The organism is Paenibacillus sp. FSL W7-1287, from assembly GCF_038004245.1.
Classification (GTDB): Bacteria; Bacillota; Bacilli; order Paenibacillales; family Paenibacillaceae; genus Pristimantibacillus; species Pristimantibacillus camelliae.
In genome coordinates this window covers 512,501-531,412 of the sequence record NZ_JBBORD010000001.1, presented here as the reverse complement: position 1 = coordinate 531,412, position 18,912 = coordinate 512,501, and the positions used below count along the sequence as shown (strand labels likewise).

Annotated in this window: 16 protein-coding genes; 8 read left to right on the top strand and 8 right to left on the bottom strand. The window is 42.2% G+C overall.

The window, feature by feature from the left end; all coding sequences use genetic code 11:
• Positions 1–55: 55 nt before the first annotated feature.
• From noc to rpmH, 8 genes are all read right to left on the bottom strand, one after another.
• Entirely contained in the window at positions 56–880 is an 825-nt protein-coding gene (gene noc / locus NSQ99_RS02490; RefSeq protein ID WP_340834801.1) for a nucleoid occlusion protein, read from the bottom strand.
• Between the two features lie 252 nt (positions 881–1,132).
• Entirely contained in the window at positions 1,133–1,858 is a 726-nt protein-coding gene (rsmG, locus tag NSQ99_RS02485; protein ID WP_340834799.1) for a 16S rRNA (guanine(527)-N(7))-methyltransferase RsmG, read from the bottom strand.
• The gene (gene mnmG / locus NSQ99_RS02480) at positions 1,858–3,747 is read right to left on the bottom strand and encodes a tRNA uridine-5-carboxymethylaminomethyl(34) synthesis enzyme MnmG (RefSeq protein WP_340834797.1); all 1,890 of its coding nucleotides are present in this window, start codon (positions 3,745–3,747) and stop codon (positions 1,858–1,860) included. The genes rsmG and mnmG overlap by 1 nt, the downstream gene beginning before the upstream one ends.
• Before the next feature lie 89 nt (positions 3,748–3,836).
• Positions 3,837–5,219: a tRNA uridine-5-carboxymethylaminomethyl(34) synthesis GTPase MnmE gene (gene mnmE / locus NSQ99_RS02475; protein ID WP_340834796.1), complete on the bottom strand. Its 1,383-nt coding sequence runs from the start codon at positions 5,217–5,219 to the stop codon at positions 3,837–3,839.
• A gap of 549 nt (positions 5,220–5,768) precedes the next feature.
• Complete coding sequence (gene jag / locus NSQ99_RS02470) at positions 5,769–6,389, bottom strand: RNA-binding cell elongation regulator Jag/EloR (RefSeq protein WP_251670797.1); 621 nt, start codon at positions 6,387–6,389, stop codon at positions 5,769–5,771.
• A complete protein-coding gene (locus tag NSQ99_RS02465; RefSeq protein WP_432806964.1) occupies positions 6,386–7,177 on the bottom strand; it encodes a YidC/Oxa1 family membrane protein insertase in 792 nt (263 codons plus the stop codon). Before NSQ99_RS02465 ends, jag begins: the two co-directional genes overlap by 4 nt.
• A 131-nt stretch (positions 7,178–7,308) precedes the next feature.
• On the bottom strand, positions 7,309–7,695 hold the full coding sequence (gene rnpA, locus NSQ99_RS02460; protein WP_251670801.1) for a ribonuclease P protein component: 387 nt from the start codon (positions 7,693–7,695) through the stop codon (positions 7,309–7,311).
• 123 nt (positions 7,696–7,818) lie between these two features.
• Positions 7,819–7,953, bottom strand: coding sequence for a 50S ribosomal protein L34 (rpmH, locus tag NSQ99_RS02455; protein WP_251670803.1), 135 nt, complete (start codon positions 7,951–7,953; stop codon positions 7,819–7,821).
• A gap of 589 nt (positions 7,954–8,542) precedes the next feature.
• On the opposite strand from rpmH, the gene dnaA reads away from it, so the two are divergent.
• From dnaA to NSQ99_RS02415, 8 genes are all read left to right on the top strand, one after another.
• Positions 8,543–9,889 carry a chromosomal replication initiator protein DnaA gene (dnaA, locus tag NSQ99_RS02450; protein ID WP_251670805.1) on the top strand — a complete coding sequence of 449 codons (1,347 nt, stop codon included), beginning with the start codon at positions 8,543–8,545 and terminating at the stop codon, positions 9,887–9,889.
• 156 nt (positions 9,890–10,045) lie between these two features.
• Positions 10,046–11,188: a DNA polymerase III subunit beta gene (gene dnaN, locus NSQ99_RS02445; RefSeq protein WP_251670808.1), complete on the top strand. Its 1,143-nt coding sequence runs from the start codon at positions 10,046–10,048 to the stop codon at positions 11,186–11,188.
• A gap of 12 nt (positions 11,189–11,200) precedes the next feature.
• Positions 11,201–11,419: a S4 domain-containing protein YaaA gene (gene yaaA / locus NSQ99_RS02440; protein WP_340834789.1), complete on the top strand. Its 219-nt coding sequence runs from the start codon at positions 11,201–11,203 to the stop codon at positions 11,417–11,419.
• A 22-nt stretch (positions 11,420–11,441) separates the two neighbouring features.
• The gene (gene recF / locus NSQ99_RS02435; protein ID WP_340834788.1) at positions 11,442–12,557 is read left to right on the top strand and encodes a DNA replication/repair protein RecF; all 1,116 of its coding nucleotides are present in this window, start codon (positions 11,442–11,444) and stop codon (positions 12,555–12,557) included.
• A 9-nt stretch (positions 12,558–12,566) separates the two neighbouring features.
• Positions 12,567–12,815 (top strand): extracellular matrix regulator RemB, encoded by a 249-nt coding sequence (gene remB / locus NSQ99_RS02430; RefSeq protein ID WP_251670823.1) that lies wholly within the window; start codon positions 12,567–12,569, stop codon positions 12,813–12,815.
• A 78-nt stretch (positions 12,816–12,893) separates the two neighbouring features.
• Entirely contained in the window at positions 12,894–14,804 is a 1,911-nt protein-coding gene (gene gyrB / locus NSQ99_RS02425; RefSeq protein ID WP_340834787.1) for a DNA topoisomerase (ATP-hydrolyzing) subunit B, read from the top strand.
• A 267-nt stretch (positions 14,805–15,071) separates the two neighbouring features.
• Positions 15,072–17,615 carry a DNA gyrase subunit A gene (gyrA, locus tag NSQ99_RS02420; RefSeq protein WP_251670816.1) on the top strand — a complete coding sequence of 848 codons (2,544 nt, stop codon included), beginning with the start codon at positions 15,072–15,074 and terminating at the stop codon, positions 17,613–17,615.
• Positions 17,616–17,652: 37 nt separating this feature from the next.
• Positions 17,653–18,723 carry an HD-GYP domain-containing protein gene (locus tag NSQ99_RS02415; RefSeq protein ID WP_251670818.1) on the top strand — a complete coding sequence of 357 codons (1,071 nt, stop codon included), beginning with the start codon at positions 17,653–17,655 and terminating at the stop codon, positions 18,721–18,723.
• Positions 18,724–18,912: the final 189 nt, after the last annotated feature.

Below are 18,912 nucleotides of genomic sequence, written 5' to 3'. Positions count from 1 at the left end.
TGGAGACATGGCAAGACTACTAGCAAAAATGTAGTAATATGGCCGTTTCATTTTGTTATTTTTTGTTTTTAGGAATCTGGATCACGATTTCATAATGATCATCATGATCTTGCTCCTTTGTCTTGATCGCTAAGCCAGATCCGGATACCATATCTATCGATTGACGAATCGTGTTGAGGGCGAGCCGAACATCTTTAGTGAACGAAATCCTCTTTGCTTTCTTCGGCTTTGACGCTTCTTTAAGAAATGCGATGCGAGCTTCTGTCTGCTTAACATTCCAATCGTTTTTAATAATATCCTCAAGAACTTTCATTTGAAGCTCTTCTGTATCAAGTGTTAGCAACGCACGTGCATGACGTTCTGTAATTTTACGTTCCATAAGTGATTGCTTTACCGCTTCCGGCAAAGCAAGAAGCCTTAGCTTATTGGCAATCGTTGATTGGCTCTTACCAAGTCGCTGAGCTAAGCTTTCTTGTGTTAGCTGATGCAGCTCAATTAAACGCTGATAAGCAACAGCCTCTTCCACTGCAGTTAAGTTTTCGCGCTGCAAATTTTCGATTAACGCAATAGATGCTGTTTGCGCATCATTAAACTCACGAACAATTGCAGGAATCGTCTCTAGTCCAAGCTTTGTTACGGCTCTCCAGCGACGCTCTCCAGCTATAATTTCATATTTATTGTTACGCATTCTCACAACAATAGGCTGAATAACGCCGTGTGTACGAATGGTTTGGCACAGCTCATCTATGCGTTCGTCATCGAATACCGTTCTTGGTTGAAACGGACTTGTTACAATCTCGCTAAGCGGAATCTGCTTAACTTCCTCTTGATTTGACTTCGACTCAGCGAATCCGAACAACTTAGAAATATGATCCTTCATATTGACTATAACCACCTAATCATGTGATGAAAAAACAATTTAACCGTCATTGATCATGTGAAACGCACAAACCTATAGCTTGGCTACATTCCGATAACAATCATATACTATAAATATTCGACCACATTTCCGAGAAATCCTGCTCTTTCACCAATTAATATGACAATAAAAATAGCAACTAACCGTGTTAGTTGCTATTATAACCTTTAACTAAGTGTTATGGATACCTAATATCGTTCCACGTGGAACAATTTATTTAACAAGCGGCTGCTTTAGCGGCAGGCCAGCCTTGCGCGGATACTTTTTTGGAGTTGCAGCAAGCTTCTTTACACATACAATATGACGCTCTGACTGCTCATTTGGAAGCTTTAACTCATACTGCTGGACAACCTTCCCTTTCAGCTCTGAAAGGCTGTAGGCAGCCTCCTGCAGCTCCTCAGCAAGACTTGCGCCTTTCATGCTAGCGAATATACCGCCGGCTGCTGTAAATGGGAGACAAAACTCATTCAACACGGCAAGTCTAGCAACAGCACGTGCGGTCACTAGATCGAAAGCGTCACGATACTTCGGCAGTCTCGCTACATCCTCCGCACGTCCATGTATCGCCTCTACCTGCTCTAGGCCTAACTCGTTAACAAGATGATTCAAGAAGTTAATTCTTTTGTTAAGTGAGTCAACAATGAGCACCTGAAGGTGAGGAAATACAATTTTTAGTGGAATACTTGGAAAACCTGCTCCTGATCCAATATCCGCCAATTTTTTAATATCCTTCATACTCACAAAGAATGAAAGTGAAATAGAATCATAAAAATGCTTTTCGTATACAGCATCCCGATCCGTAATGCCCGTTAGATTCATTTTTTCGTTCCATTCCACAAGCAACTCATAATAGCGTTCAAGCTGAGCCAATTGTCGCTCATCAAGTGTAATTTGATGAGCGGCAAGCTGCTCAGTGAACCATGCAATTGTCTGATCCATTATGATCCTTTCGCAGCCGTTACTCGGTTAAAATGCTCCAAGTAAATGAGCAAGACTGAAATATCAGCTGGGGTTACTCCACCAATTCGGCTCGCTTGACCGATGGAAAGCGGACGAATAAGTTCAAGCTTCTGTCTTGCTTCATTGGCTAGTCCTTTAATATCGTTATAGTCGATTGTATCTGGAATACGCTTACGTTCCATTTTGTTTAATCGCTCTACCTGTTGAAGCTGCTTTTCAATATAGCCTGCATATTTAATTTGAATTTCGACCTGTTCCTTCATTTCAGCTGTAAGTTCATAAGGAGACGGTGAAATTCTTTCAAGCATCTCATACGTAATCTCTGGTCGACGCAGCAGCATAATGATGCTGCCCCCTTGGCTAAGCTCAGCTGAGCCCACTTCCTCTAATAGTTCTTTCGCATCTGAAGGCTTAATTTTTGTGTCATGCAGGCGCTGAACCTCTAGCTCAACAAGCTCTTTCTTTTGCAAGAAAGCTTGGTAGCGCTCCTCTGTAATTAATCCGATCTCGTAACCAAGTGGAGTAAGACGCAGATCAGCATTGTCATGACGCAGTAACAATCTATATTCAGCACGTGAAGTCAACAGTCGATATGGATCATTCGTTCCTTTTGTGACCAAATCATCGATCATAACGCCAATATAACCATCTGAGCGCCCAATAATGATTGGCTCCTTGCCTTGAACCTTGCGTGCCGCATTAATTCCAGCAATGATCCCCTGCCCTGCAGCTTCTTCATAGCCGGATGTACCGTTTATTTGTCCAGCTGTGAATAATCCATCAATTTGCTTTGTTTCAAGTGAAGGCCATAGCTGAGTCGGAATAACCGCATCATACTCAATCGCATAACCATTACGCATCATTTGTGCATTTTCAAGACCCGGCACAGAACGAACCATCTCCAGCTGTACATCCTCTGGCATGCTCGTAGACAAGCCTTGAACATAATACTCGAGTGTATTACGGCCTTCTGGCTCTAAAAAGATCTGATGCTTCGGCTTATCCGCAAAGCGTACAATTTTGTCCTCGATGGATGGACAATAGCGTGGTCCTGTTCCTTCAATTGCACCTGAAAACATCGGTGCACGATGCAAGTTATCGTTAATCACTTTATGAGTCGTTTCAGATGTATACGTTAGCCAGCAAGGAATTTGCTCAATATTAGATTCCTTTGTTTCATAGGAGAAAAACTTCGGATTTTCGTCCCCAGGCTGTATTTCTGTTTTGGAGAAATCAATCGTTTCACCATTGACACGCGGCGGAGTTCCAGTCTTAAAGCGAATTAGCTCTAAGCCATGCTCCTTCAATGATGCTGCAAGCTTCACGGATGGCTGTTGATTGTTAGGGCCACTTTCATACATCAGCTCACCCATAATGATTTTGCCACGCAAATACGTGCCTGTCGTAATAATGACCGCTTTGGCACGGTAGTGAGCACCCGTTTGCGTGACCACTCCTACACAACGACCATCCTCTACGATAAGCTCTTCGACCATCCCTTGTCTTAACGTAAGATTTGGCGTCGTCTCAATCGTTTTTTTCATTTCATGCTGATACAAGAACTTATCCGCCTGTGCACGAAGTGCATGCACTGCAGGACCTTTCCCTGTATTTAGCATACGCATTTGAATAAATGTCTTATCGATATTACGGCCCATCTCACCACCTAGGGCATCGATCTCACGTACTACATGCCCTTTTGCCGGACCACCAATCGATGGGTTACAAGGCATAAATGCAACCATATCTAGATTAATCGTTAGCATTAGCGTTTCGCAGCCCATACGAGCCGTTGCAAGGGCCGCTTCAGCACCTGCATGACCGGCTCCAACTACAATGACATCATATTCCTTAGCTGTATATCCCATTGCTTAACCTCCTGTCGTTACTTAACCTTAGTAAATGTTACTTATGGAAAAATATTCTTTATATTGTAAAATAAAACTTAATACGCAGCTTACTTTCCAAGACAGAACTGCGAGAATATTTGGTCGATCAACGAATCTCCCGCTTCTACACCTAATATTTCTCCAAGCGCTTCCCATGCCAATCTTGCATCAATCTGAATAACATCGATAGGGATACCCATGTAAGTCGCTTCGATCGCATCTTCCATCGATTGCTTAGCTCGCTTTAACAGCGAGATATGACGGACATTACTTACGTAAGTAAGATCATTCGCTTCTAGCTTACCCTCAAAAAACATTTCACTAATTGCTTTTTCGAGTTGATCTAGCCCTTCCTGCTGCAACATAGACATTTTAACAATAGAACCGCCATGAAGGAAAGGGATAACTTCATCTAAATTCAGCTTTGACTCCAGATCCATCTTATTCACAATAACAATAATACTTCTTCCCTGCAATGATGCTAGCAGCTCCTTGTCCTCATCCTGCAACGGTTCATTGTTATTTAAGACAAATAGAACCAAATCCGCCTCTGTAATCGCATCTCGTGACCGCTCAACCCCGATTCGCTCTACAACATCACTTGTTTCACGGATACCTGCTGTATCAAGGAGACGAAGCGGTATGCCATTCAAGGTAACATACTGTTCAATAACGTCACGCGTTGTACCTGGAATATCCGTAACAATGGCACGGTTTTCCTGACTTAATGTATTCATTAGTGACGATTTTCCTACGTTTGGCCGACCAACAATCGCTGTTAATATTCCCTCACGCAATATTTTTCCTTCACTAGCCGTTTTAAGCAGCTGATCAATCTCGACGATTGTTTTTTCACATTGCTCACGGATATAGTTGCTCGTCATCTCTTCGACATCATGCTCAGGATAGTCTATATTTACTTCGATATGCGCAAGCAGCTCAATGACATTTTGACGTAGCGCCTTAATTTTAGTTGATAACACACCTTCTGCTTGCTTTCTCGCGACAGCAAACGCTCGATCAGATTTCGAACGAATAAGGTCAATGACCGCTTCAGCCTGCATCAGATCGATACGCCCATTAAGAAACGCACGCTTCGTAAATTCACCAGGCTCTGCAATACGAATATCCTCCTGCTGCAGAAGCACATCCATTACACGTGATATAGCGATAACTCCTCCATGAGCGTTAATCTCTACAACATCTTCAGCGGTAAATGAGCGAGGTCCTCTCATCAGCGAGACGAGCACTTCCTCTTCCTTCTCTCCCGTTGCAGGATCGACAATATACCCATAATGAATTGTATGTGAAGCTGCGTCACGCAGCGGTTGTTTTGTTTTAAATATGCGATCGACTCCCTCTATTGCTTTTGGGCCACTGACACGGATGATGGCTATTCCACCTTCTCCTACAGCTGTTGCGATCGCAGCAATTGTATCATGCTCAACCATTGTGCATTCACCTCTCTATTGTATGTTCAATATGCTTGACTATCAGTACGCGGCAGTAAGCAGCAGCGCATGACCTCGTAATCAAAGCCGAGCTTATTGAACGTCCTCTTCAATATAAGTTCAATATGCTTGGCTTTCAGTACCGAGAAGATGGCACGTTACTAGAAAACGAGGAGCGCAGCGTAGATAGACCTACGTGAGCACCGGAGTTTTCGGTAGCGTGACATATTCGACGCCAGTAAGCAGCAGCGCATGACTTCGTAATCAAAGTCATGCTTATTGAACCACCTCTTCAATGTATGTTCAATATGCTTGGCTTTCAGTACCGAGAAGATGGCGCGATACTAGAAAACGAGGAGCGCAGCGTAGACAAACCTACGTGAGCACCGAAGTTTTCGGTAGCGTGACATATTCGACGCCGAGTAAGCAGCAGCGCATGACTTCGTAATCAAAGTCATGCTTATTGAACCACCTCTCATAAACGGAAAACAGCAATGACTTCAATAGTCATTGCTGCACTCCTATTTCTACATGTATGCTTCATTCTACTTACTTCAAAGTAATGACAACACGACGATTAGGCTCATCGCCTTGACTAAAGGTACGCACCTTTGGATGACTTTGCAGCTGAGAATGAATAACTTTGCGTTCATGGGGCACCATCGGCTCAAGTACGACTTCCTTCCTTGTCCGAACGACGCGTCCTGCTAACCGCTCAGAAAGATCCTCTAAGGTTTTGCGACGACGTTCTCTAAAATTCTCAGCATCTAAAACAATTCGGATATGATTGTCGGAATAACGATTGGCAACGATAGTAACGAGATATTGTAAAGCGTCCAGCGTCTGGCCGCGACGGCCAATTAGCATTCCGAGATCACCATTACAAGATATAGAAAGCAGCATGTTATCCTTCGTTTCAGTCCAAGTCAATTGGACATCTAGCCCCATCGCATGAGCTACATCACGAATAAAACGCTCTGCTTCCTCCTTAGGATCAGGAATCAATTCAAGCTCAACCTTAGCATCCTTTGAACCGATTAACCCTAAAAATCCTTTAGCAGGCTGCTCTAGCACGACAACCTTTACGCGATCTTCTGTCACCTGTAGCTGTGCCAATCCATTTCGAACCGCATCCTCGATTGTCTTTCCTGATGCAAGAACTTTCGTCATTTCGCAAGAACCTCCTTCTTCTCTTTCCCTTTCCCTTTACGGTTCGGTAATACATATAGGAAGTAATTTTGAACAATCGTATAAATGTTACTGAACACCCAGTAAAGCGGAAGCGCCATTGGGAAGGACAGTGACATTACAAAGATCATAATTGGGAAAATCCCTAGCAATATAGACATACCTGGCATTTGCTGTTGCTGTGTCTGCTGCATCATTTTTGTCTGAATAAATGTAGTAGCAGCTGCAATTAACGGTAGGAAATACCATGGGCTTGTCTCATCCAAGGTCCAACCAAACAATTGGCTGGAGCGAATATTCTCATTCCAGTAAATCGCATTGTACAGCGCAATAAATACAGGCATCTGAATAATAAGCGGTAAACAACCAGCTAACGGGTTAACGTTATGCACCTGATACAGCTTCATCATTTCTTCTTGCATTTTTTGCGGATTGTCTTTGTGCTTTGCGCGCAGCTCAGTAATTTGCGGCTGCAATGCTTGCATTGCCTTCGAGCTACGGTATTGCTTCAATGTTAAAGGTAGGATTAACGTACGAACAACGATCGTAAGTAATAGAATCGCAAGTACGTAGCTGCCTTGGAACCAATTAGCGAACGTATCTAATGTTAACGCGAAGTAGTAAACAACATTACGCTCCCAAAAGTTACCCTCGAGCAAGTTTTCGGTCGTCATGGTATGGTCCACCTGAGGCGCACATCCTGCCAATAAGCTGATCGATAAAATCAGACCAACCACTAAAATCCATTTTCGATTGTTACGGAACAACATGCAATCTCCTCTCTGAGAGCTAATACACAAATCTAACATAGACTATACCATAAATTATTCCACAAATAAACAACAGTTAACCGCTTTCGAGAACCATCCTGTGTCACTTTTATGAGCAATAGAAAAAAGCCTTAGCTTCGTTCTTTAAGAATAGCGGTTCTAGGGCTTTTTCGTTTGCTTTCCTTTAATAAGCCAGCTTTTCGAAGCACATGCCGAACAGAACGCTCCAGCTCCGAATAACTCATCGATACAGCAGGCTTTCTTACGATTAATATAAAGTCTACATGCGGAACAATTTGTACTTCCATATGTCTAACAATTTCTTTAATCACTCGGCGCATTCGGTTACGAACGACCGCATTGCCGACTTTTTTACTTGCGGATATGCCTAGACGGAATGGCTCAGCCGTAGGCTGCTTTGACCAATAAACGACGAATTGACCGTTAGCAAACGATCTTCCCCCTCGATATACACGACTATAATCTTCACGATTTCGTAGACGAAGCTTCCTGCGCACTGATCTCGTCACCATTCCTTCTTATATAGTAGCTAATCCTTCTTATTATAGTAGTTAAATTTTTATAGTGTCTAAATTCTAGCAAAACCATAAAAAAAAGACCACCGAGTGTGGTCTTCTGGACTATGCACTTAGCACTTTTCTTCCTTTTTGACGACGAGCTGCTAAAACTTTACGTCCATTTTTACTGCTCATACGCTTACGGAAACCATGTACTTTAGCACGTTTGCTTACATTCGGCTTAAATGTAGGACCCATTATGCTGCACCTCCTATATGATTCTTATCCAAACGCCTAAATCCAATCACAGGATACAGCGCTAAATAGATAACCAAAAACACGCTTTTAATATTAAACCACGTCAGCACTAAAAAGTCAATCAAGGACCATAGGTAAAAGCTGCACATTTCAGATCCATGAATAGCTTCGTTTCTCATTGTGGATAACTAATAAAACCATTGTTTCGACTCGTGTTGAATAGGATGTGGATAGATTTCATCGCATCATTTCGAGTGTTGTCGAATTTTACACAAAATATAAACAATATCTTGTGTTGTAGATAACGTCTGTACACAACCTATTGAAATTGTGGATAATTTACTCAATTTCATTGAAATACAAGGGATCTTTTGCTATGATAGTAATGTTTTCGTTGTGGATTATTTAGAATTGTACCAAGGTTATTAACAGCCTGTGGATAATATTGTGTACAACATCTTGCATATATGAATAACTTTTTATGAGCATATCTGCTTAATGTGGACAACTTCTTCTAAAAGGATCTAAATTTCGACACCAACGCGAGCCCATCTTCATTATAAGAATATGAAATAAGGAGTGACAGTCTGTGGATAGCCATACTCATGATTTATGGCAGCAAGTATTGTCTATCATACAAACGAAGCTAAGCAAACCGAGTTACGACACCTGGTTTAAAGCGACAAAAGCAACGTTTATTGATGAATCACTACTTGAAATTATTGCGCCAACTACGTTTGCTGCGGAATGGCTAGAAAATAAATACACAAATCTAATCAAAGCGACACTATATGAATATTTAGGCCGAAACATCAATATTAAATATTCCATTGGTGAGTCAAAATCAGCAGAACAAGCCGTGGTTTTTCCACCGAAACAACCTGCCAGTCCTGTTAACGTCGAAGAAGCTCCTTCCAATATGCTCAATCCCAAATATACGTTCGATACTTTCGTAATTGGCACAAACAACCGTTTTGCCCATGCTGCATCGCTTGCAGTAGCAGAAGCCCCTGCCAAAGCGTATAATCCATTATTTTTATATGGGGGCGTTGGCTTAGGAAAAACACATCTTATGCATGCGATCGGACATTATATTATGGAGCATAATCCGAATATGCGCGTGCTCTACATTTCATCTGAAAAGTTTACGAATGAATTTATTAATGCGATTCGTGACAGTCAAGGGGAAAGCTTCCGTACCAAATATCGCAATATCGATGTTCTACTGATTGATGATATTCAATTTATTGCAGGCAAGGAGCAAACTCAGGAGGAATTTTTCCATACCTTTAATGCACTGCATGAGGAACGCAAGCAGATCATTATTTCAAGTGATCGGCCTCCAAAGGAAATTCCTACGCTCGAGGAACGCTTAAGATCCCGCTTCGAATGGGGCTTAATTACGGATATACAGCCTCCAGACCTAGAGACGAGAATCGCGATTCTACGAAAAAAAGCGAAGGCAGAGAATTTGGATATCCCTAATGAAGCAATGAATTACATCGCGAATCAAATTGATACAAATATTCGTGAGCTGGAAGGTGCACTTATTCGCGTAGTCGCTTATTCTTCCCTTATTAACGCTGATATTACATCTCATCTGGCTGCTGAAGCGCTTAAGGATATTATTCCATCTTCACGGCCTCGTATGATTACGATCAACGATATTCAAGCGAAAGTTGGCGAATTCTACGGCTTGAAGCTTGAGGATTTCAAAGCTAGAAAGCGGACAAAGGCTGTAGCTTTCCCAAGACAGATTGCGATGTACTTATCAAGAGAGCTAACCGACTTCTCACTGCCTAAAATCGGTGAAGCATTTGGCGGGCGTGATCATACAACCGTCATCCATGCGCACGAAAAAATAACAAAGCTCGTACAAGAAGATCAAGAGCTGTACAAAATCATTACCAATATTACAGAAAAAATTAAAAATTAATGTGAACAACTAAACAAGCCTATGCACACGCTATGCACATGTGGATAGGCTTGTTTTATCCATACTTAGAGGGGTTATCCACATATTCAGTGCCCCTACTGCTACTACTACTAGTTTTTTAAACAAATATCATCTATTAGAAACGAGGAGATCGCGTTGAAATTAACGATCGCAAAAAATGAGCTCAATCAAGCTATCCAAAACGTTGCAAAAGCAATCGCAGCACGTCCAACGATTCCTATTTTAGGCGGTATAAAAATCGATGTTACACATCAAGCTGTAACGTTAACAGCAAGTGATACTGATATATCTATTCAAAACTTTATTCCTGTAGAACAAAATGGACAAATTATTGCAGATATCGAGAAACCAGGTAGTGTTGTTCTCCCTGCTAAATTTGTAGTCGAAATCGTTAAAAAGCTTCCTTCTGATCAAGTATCTATCGAGGTTAGTCAGCATTTTCAAACATTAATTCGTTCAGGCTCAACAGAAATACAAATGGTTGGTTTAGATCCTGAGGATTTCCCAGTTCTGCCTAGCATTGAACAGGATCATGTCCTTTCAGTACCTGGAGAACTAATTAAATCGATGATTAGACAAACGGTGCTTGCCGCTTCAACAAGTGAACAAACACCAATCTTGACAGGTGTTTTGTGGAATTTACAGCAAGGTGAGCTTAAGTTTGTTGCAACGGATCGCCACCGTCTTGCTAGCCGTACAACGAATGTGGATGTCGCTGAAGATTTCCGTTTCAGCAATATTGTTATTGCAGCTAAAACATTGAACGAGCTGTATAAACTAATTCCTGACCAGCACGCGCCTGTTGATATCGTTGTAGCAGAAAACCAAGTACTGTTTAAACTTGATCAAATCTTATTCTACACTCGCATTTTAGACGGAACGTATCCAGACACATCGAAAATTATTCCGTCCGTATTTGAAACAGAAATAGTGCTTGATACTAAAAATTTAATAGATGCAATGGATCGTGCATATTTGATGTCTCGTGAGGATAAAACGAATATTGTGCGCGTAACGACGATCGACAATGGAACCATTGAAATATCCTCCAGCTCAACAGAGCTTGGTCGTGTTACAGAGCAGATAGAAGTCATTGATTACAAGGGTGAAACGCTGCGTATCGCCTTCAACTCCAAATATATGCTCGATGTATTAAAGGTTATTGATAGTGAAAAGATTGTTATCGGCTTTACCGGTGCAATGAGACCAATCATCATTCGCCCGCTGGATCACGATTATTGCGTTTACGTTATTTTGCCGTATCGTACAACAGGCTAGGAGGTAGCTACCGTGAAGGAAATTGGAATATCCACAGAGTATATCGCGCTTGGGCCGTTCTTAAAGCTGTCGGATTGCATATCCACAGGTGGACAAGCGAAGTTTTTTCTACAAGAAACGCAGGTGTTAATAAATGGCGAGCCAGATCAACGCCGCGGACGAAAGTTATACCCTGGGGATAAAGTTGAAGTAAAAGGGTACGGAACATTTATCATCGTCAGCTCGTCATGATGGCCGCTCGGGAGGCTATGAGGTGCGACTTCAATCAATTAAATTGAGCAACTATCGTAACTATGAATCGCTAGAGCTTGAAACACCGCATATGGTTAACGTATTTTTAGGAGCCAATGCTCAAGGCAAGACGAATTTGCTTGAAGCGATTCTTGTCTTAGCTCTAACCAAGTCTCATCGCACAGCTAAGGATAAAGAGCTAATTGGCTGGCAAGGTGATCATGCTTATATCGGAGGAGTAGTCGATAAGAAATACGGCAGGCTTTCTCTAGAGTTGACGTACGGTCAAAAGGGAAAAAAAGCAAAACTGAATGGTCTGGAGCAGCGAAAGCTAAGCAACTACGTAGGCGGATTAAACGTTGTGATGTTTGCGCCAGAGGATCTTGAAATAGTGAAAGGTACGCCAGGGGTACGAAGACGATTTCTCGATATGGAAATCGGTCAAGTGCAGCCTGGCTATCTGCACTGGCTTCAGCAGTATCACAAGGTACTGCAGCAAAGAAATAATGTGCTGAAGAATGGTATCCACGCAAGTGATGCAGCGATGCTTGAAGTTTGGAACATGCAATTAGCCCAATTCGGTGTTAAAATAATGATGAAAAGGCAACACTTTATAGACAAGCTGCAAACGTATGCTCAGCGAATTCACGCCGGCATAACGAATGACGCCGAACAACTGCGGTTAGCTTACAAACCGTCGCTTGACAGTGAGCATTTGCAAGATGAAGCTATGTTATTCGAGCAATTTATGGTAAAGTTATCACAGGTAAAAGACCAGGAGTTTCGTAGAGGTATAAGTTTAGTTGGACCTCACCGTGATGATATCGCTTTTTTTATTAACGAAAAAGAAGCCCAAGTATTTGGATCACAGGGGCAGCAGCGAACGACAGCGTTATCGATTAAGCTGGCTGAGCTGGAGCTTATACATGAGGAGATTGGCGAATACCCCATTCTACTGCTGGATGACGTGCTGTCAGAGCTCGATCGCAATCGTCAAACGCAGCTGATTGAGACGTTTCAAAGCAAGGTCCAAACGTTCATTACGACGACTGGGCTAGAAAGTGTTGATATGGACCGGCTTCACCATGCAGGCATTTATTATGTGAAGGACGGGAAAGTTAGCATGTCTCCGGATTGAGGTGAAATGATGTATATCCATGTTGGTGGAGAAAAAATAGTGCGAACTTCAGAGATCATTGCGATTTTTGATATTACGATAGAAAGCTCTTCTAAACTATCGAAACAGTTTATGACCGGTGCGATGCAGCGTAAGGAAATTGAGATGATTGGTGAAGAGGAAGCGAAAAGCATCGTCGTTACATCAAAAAAAGTGATTTATTCACCGATTTCGTCGTCGACACTAAAAAAGAGAGCACATCATTTTGCAGCATTATAAACATACGACTATTGCACAATATAGAATGATTATAGAGATTTTAAAGGGATTAGCAGTTGAGAGGAGCAGTGAACGCGCATGTCTTTGGAACAACACACGTATGATGAGAGCCAGATACAGGTACTAGAGGGGCTAGAAGCAGTCCGTAAGCGTCCTGGTATGTATATCGGTTCTACAAGCGCAAAGGGTTTGCATCATCTTGTATGGGAGGTCGTCGATAACAGTATCGATGAAGCATTAGCAGGCCACTGCGATCAAATTGATGTGATTATTCATGAGGATAATCGCATTACTGTTATTGATAATGGACGCGGTATTCCTGTTGGGATGAATACCAAACTTAATAAATCAACGCTTGAAGTCGTACTAACCGTGCTGCATGCAGGAGGAAAATTCGGGGGTGATGGCTACAAGGTTTCTGGTGGTCTCCATGGTGTCGGTGTTTCTGTTGTTAATGCGCTGTCTGAGCATGTTAAAGTTCAAGTTAAGCGTGACGGTCATCTCCATCAACAAGAATATGTACGCGGCGTACCACAGTATGATATTAAAGTTATCGAAGATACTGATGAAACAGGTACGACAGTAACCTTTAAGCCAGATAGTGAAATTTTCACAGAAACGACTGTGTTTGAGTATGAAATTTTGCAGACGCGGATTCGCGAGCTGGCGTTTTTGAATAAAGGAATTAAGCTTACGCTGAAAGATGAGCGTACGGGACAATTTGAGGAATTCCATTATGAAGGTGGTATTAGCGAGTTTGTTAAGTACCTAAGTCGTCATCGTGAAGTTATTCATGAGGAGCCGATTTATGTAGAAGGCAATCGTGACAACATCCAGGTGGAAGTTTCTTTGCAATATAATACGAGTTATTCAGACTATCTCTATTCCTTTGCTAACAACATTCATACGCATGAGGGCGGTACGCATGAATCGGGCTTTAAATCTGCTCTTACCCGTATCGTTAATGAGTATGCACGTCGTATGAGCTTGCTGAAGGAAAGCGATTCGAATTTTACTGGTGATGATGTGAGAGAAGGCTTAACTGCCATTATCTCTGTTAAAATTCCTGAGCCACAGTTCGAAGGACAGACAAAAACAAAGCTCGGCAACAGTGAAGTTCGCGGAATTGTTGAATCATTGTTCTCTGAAAAATTCCAGGAATTTTTGAACGAAAATCCAAGTGTCTCGAAGAAAATTATCGAGAAAGGTCTTCAAGCTGCTAGAGCACGCGAAGCTGCTAAGAAAGCACGCGAGCTTACACGTCGCAAAAGTGTGCTTGAGGTCGGCTCATTACCTGGTAAGCTTGCTGACTGCTCATCGAAGGATGCTTCGATTAGTGAGCTTTATATCGTAGAGGGTGACTCTGCGGGCGGATCTGCAAAGCAAGGACGAGATCGTCATTTTCAGGCGATTTTGCCGCTGCGTGGTAAAATCCTTAACGTAGAGAAAGCACGACTCGATCGAATTTTGAGCAATGCGGAGATCAGAGCGATCATAACAGCACTAGGAACTGGAATTGGCGAAGATTTTGATATTGAAAAGGCTAGATACCATAAAGTCGTTATTATGACAGATGCCGACGTCGATGGTGCACATATTCGTACGCTGCTGCTGACATTCTTCTATCGCTATATGCGTCAAATTATCGAAGCAGGCTTTATCTATATCGCACAGCCGCCGCTCTTTAAGATTGAGCGTAATAAGGTGGTGCGCTATGCACTTACTGAACAGGAACGCGATGAAATTGTGTTAGAGATGGGCGAAGGTAACAAGATCAATATCCAGCGCTACAAAGGTCTTGGAGAGATGGATGCAACGCAGCTATGGGAGACGACGATGGATCCTGAAAGCCGTACGATGCTTCAGGTTTCGATCTCAGATGCAATGGAAGCTGACAAGATCTTCGATACGCTTATGGGCGACAATGTTGAGCCGCGTAGAGATTTTATTCAGAAGTATGCGAAGTATGTAACGAATCTAGATTTCTAGACCCGTGTCCCTATGTTAAAAAAAGATGCTGTGCTAGCAACAAAAGTTGCAAGCACCAGCATCTTTTTTGCATAAACCTGTACATTTACATCAAGACAGTAAAGTTAATGAATGGTATAATATAGTTTGGTACTCTTGTTTATAGATGACCTGGATAGATCTGAACATAGTCGAAAGTACGCGTCATTCAATATTCTTCTCAAGTTTGTCTAGTGGCATAATTGGGGATTATAGGAATAAGAAACAATGGCGTCAGGGAGGTAAAGCATGGCCGAGGAACAAAAAATGTCAATTGTGGATCGTGATATAGGTACGGAAATGCGCGATTCGTTTATGGATTATGCGATGAGTATAATCGTAAGCCGCGCGTTGCCTGATGTAAGAGATGGGCTTAAGCCCGTTCATCGTCGTATTCTATACGCGATGTCAGACTTAGGCATGTCGCCGGATAAACCTTATAAGAAGTCAGCTAGAATCGTAGGAGAAGTTATTGGTAAGTATCACCCGCACGGTGATTCAGCCGTATATGAATCTATGGTTCGTATGGCACAGGACTTCTCAATGCGTTATACACTAGTTGATGGACATGGTAACTTTGGATCTGTTGATGGTGATATGGCAGCGGCCATGCGTTATACAGAAGCAAGATTATCTAAAATGGCAATGGAATTGTTGCGAGACATCAATAAAGAAACGATTGATTTTATAGATAACTATGACGGTGAAGAAAGAGAACCGGTTGTACTTCCTTCACGTTTTCCTAATCTGCTCGTCAATGGGGTAACAGGTATCGCTGTTGGTATGGCAACGAACATTCCTCCCCATAATCTAACTGAAGTAATCGAGGGTGCACAGGCGCTTATTCGCAATCCAGAACTTACTTCACTTGAGCTAATGGATTATATAACTGGTCCTGACTTTCCAACAGCAGGATTTATATTAGGACGAGCAGGCATTAAGCAAGCTTATTTAACGGGTCGCGGCTCAGTGACAATGCGTTCTCGCTGTGAAATCGAAGATGAGAATGGAAAAGCTCGCATTATTGTTACGGAGATACCTTATCAAGTCATTAAAGCTCGTCTGATCGAAAAAATTGCTGAGCTGGTTCGTGAGAAGAAGCTTGAAGGCATTACCGATCTAAGAGATGAATCCGACCGTAACGGTATGCGTATCGTCATCGAATTGCGCAGAGACGTTAATCCTAATGTTGTTCTTAACAACTTGTATAAGCAAACACAGCTGCAGACAAACTTTGGGGTTAATATGCTTGCGCTTGTAAACGGTGAGCCTAAAACATTAAATCTGCATGATATGCTTTATCATTATTTGCAGCATCAGATTGAAGTTATTCGTCGTCGTACAGAGTTCGAGCTAAAAAAAGCAGAAGCGCGTGCACATATTCTAGAAGGCTTGCGCATTGCCTTAGATCATTTGGATGAGGTTATTACCCTCATTCGCTCATCACAAACCGCTGATGAGGCGCGTGAAGGCTTAATCGAGCGTTTTTCACTTACGCATGAGCAAGCACAAGCGATTCTTGATATGCGCTTGCAGCGTCTAACCGGACTAGAGCGCGATAAGATTGAAGCAGAGTACGAGGAGCTTATGCGCAAAATTGCAGAATATCGTGCAATCCTTGCTGATGAGCAGCTAGTGCTTGATATCATCTACGAGGAGCTCGAGGAAATTAAGCAGCGTTTCGGAGATGAGCGCCGTACAGAAATTACTGCGAGTGATGAGGAAATTTTGGACGAGGATTTAATTCCGCGAGAAGAAGTTCTTATTTCTATCACACATTCTGGCTATGTGAAGCGTCTGCCTGTCACAACGTATCGTAGTCAGAAGCGAGGTGGACGCGGTGTCGTGGGGATGGATACGAAAGAGAATGACTTCGTTGAGCATCTGTTCGTAACGAACTCTCACCATTACTTGCTCATATTTACGAATAAAGGCAAGGTCTATAGATTAAAGGCTTATGAAGTGCCTGAATTAGGCCGTACAGCACGCGGGACACCGATTATCAATCTTATTCAGATTGAACAAGGTGAAACGATCAATGCGGTTATTCCTGTAGAGTCCTTCAATGACGAGCAATATCTATTCTTCGCGACGAAGCACGGTATCGTGAAGAAAACACCGCTTAGCGACTATATTAACATTCGCAAGGTTGGTCTAATCGCGATATCCCTTCGTGAGGAAGACGATCTGATCGATGTGAGGCTTACAGATGGTACGCAGGAAATTATTCTTGGTACAAGCCACGGGATGTCGATTCGATTCTCAGAAAAGGATGTACGTTCTATGGGACGTTCCGCAACTGGTGTAAAAGGTATTCAACTGGTAAATGATGATACGCTGATTGGTATGGACGTTGTCGTTGAAGGCAGAGAAGTACTTGTCGTTACGGCAAATGGTTATGGTAAGCGTACGCCAGGAGAAGAATATCGTCCTCAAAACCGCGGTGGTATCGGAATTAAAACAATCCATAGAACCGAGGAACGTGGTCTAGTTGTCGCACTTAAAGTAGTTGATGATAATGAGGATCTGATGATTATGACTGCATCAGGCACATTAATTCGAATGGGTATGGAAGACATTAAGTCGATGAAGCGCGATACGATGGGCGTTAAGCTAATCAATACACGTGAGGACGACTTCGTATCAACTGTTACAAGAGTAGAGAAGAGTGAAGAGGAGTCCGAGGACGCTGCAATAGATGGGCAAGTAGCGGGTGAGATAGAAACGGATGCTTCTGTTGAATCATCCTCTGACGAGCCAACCACTGACGAACCGATTTCTGATGAGGAATAGCACGAAGTAATATGAGAGCTAGAAAGGAAGAGGACCTATGGTATCTGTCAAAGTTGATCAGCTTAAGCTAGGTGATAAATTACTTGAAGATGTCCTCACTCCACTAGGAAGCACATTATTACTAAAGGAAAAGGCAATTACTGAACGTGAACTAGAGATATTAAAAGCCTTTATGATTGAAGAGGTTGAGATCGTAAGTCATCAATCGGAGGAGAGAGCAAGCAAAGAGGATGACTCTTCTACTCCAGCAACGAAACAAGTGGGACAAGCTAGCACTTTTTATAGCGAGTATGAGAAGATGGTAGAGATGCTGCGGCAGCTCTCCCATCTTATTACTGCTAGTCAACCGATACCACTGATGGATTTGCGTAAGCAGCTAAACAATATTTTTGATCGTATTGGCGAATATAATCTCATCACGTTCACGCCAGCCTTTAATAATAATCAAGATTATATGCTTCATAAAAGTGTCGTCACATCTCTTACATCCTATTTATTAGCACAATGGGTAGGGTTACCTCAGAAAGATTGGATGCAGGTAGCGCTAGCCGGGCTTTTAATGGATATAGGTAATGTTAAGATTGATTCGGATATATTGAACAAACCGGGAAAACTAACTGAACAAGAAAAACAAATCATAAAAAAACATACAGTTTATGGTTATCAGATTTTGCGTTCGATTACAGCTCTCAATGAAGGGGTAAAGCTGGCTGCACTTCAGCATCATGAACGAGTGGATGGATCGGGATATCCCAATCAGTTTCTAGGCAGTCAGCTTCATCCATATTCGAAAATTGTCGCGATAGCAGATATATATCATGCTATGACACTTAATAATGTATACCGTAAACCGATTTCTCCATATCTTGTGCTTGAACAAATTCAAAGTGATGCATTTGGAAAGCTAGAACCATCGTATGTGAGAACATTTATAGCTAAAGTTGCGAACTTCAATACGGGAACAAAAGTCAAGCTAAGTGATGGACGTGTTGGAGAAATTGTATTTTTTGAACGCGATCATCCGACACGCCCTTGGGTTTCTGTGCAAAATACAATCGTTAACTTAACGATAGAACGCAGTCTGCATATTATAGAAATTATACAGTAGCTAATAACGCCTTCTTATCTATTTGTTGTGTCATACAACGAGATAAGAAGGTTTTTATATTATTCGACAAAAACTTTTATAAAACACTTGCATAAGTCTAGTGAAATATGTTATATTATTTCTTGTCGCCGCGAGAGATCGCGACAGACACACAAAAACAAAACGTTCGAGTCACACTCGCAAGATGAG

What these genes read in the sequence shown, in the direction of transcription:
- noc (WP_340834801.1), bottom strand. Translation starts at nt 880, where the DNA reads ATGAAGGATCATATTTCTAAGTTGTTCGGATTCGCTGAGTCGAAGTCA.
- rsmG (WP_340834799.1), bottom strand. Translation starts at nt 1,858, where the DNA reads ATGGATCAGACAATTGCATGGTTCACTGAGCAGCTTGCCGCTCATCAA.
- mnmG (WP_340834797.1), bottom strand. Translation starts at nt 3,747, where the DNA reads ATGGGATATACAGCTAAGGAATATGATGTCATTGTAGTTGGAGCCGGT.
- mnmE (WP_340834796.1), bottom strand. Translation starts at nt 5,219, where the DNA reads ATGGTTGAGCATGATACAATTGCTGCGATCGCAACAGCTGTAGGAGAA.
- jag (WP_251670797.1), bottom strand. Translation starts at nt 6,389, where the DNA reads ATGACGAAAGTTCTTGCATCAGGAAAGACAATCGAGGATGCGGTTCGA.
- NSQ99_RS02465 (WP_432806964.1), bottom strand. Translation starts at nt 7,177, where the DNA reads ATGTTGTTCCGTAACAATCGAAAATGGATTTTAGTGGTTGGTCTGATT.
- rpmH (WP_251670803.1), bottom strand. Translation starts at nt 7,953, where the DNA reads ATGGGTCCTACATTTAAGCCGAATGTAAGCAAACGTGCTAAAGTACAT.
- remB (WP_251670823.1), top strand. Translation starts at nt 12,567, where the DNA reads ATGTATATCCATGTTGGTGGAGAAAAAATAGTGCGAACTTCAGAGATC.
- gyrB (WP_340834787.1), top strand. Translation starts at nt 12,894, where the DNA reads ATGTCTTTGGAACAACACACGTATGATGAGAGCCAGATACAGGTACTA.
- gyrA (WP_251670816.1), top strand. Translation starts at nt 15,072, where the DNA reads ATGGCCGAGGAACAAAAAATGTCAATTGTGGATCGTGATATAGGTACG.
- NSQ99_RS02415 (WP_251670818.1), top strand. Translation starts at nt 17,653, where the DNA reads ATGGTATCTGTCAAAGTTGATCAGCTTAAGCTAGGTGATAAATTACTT.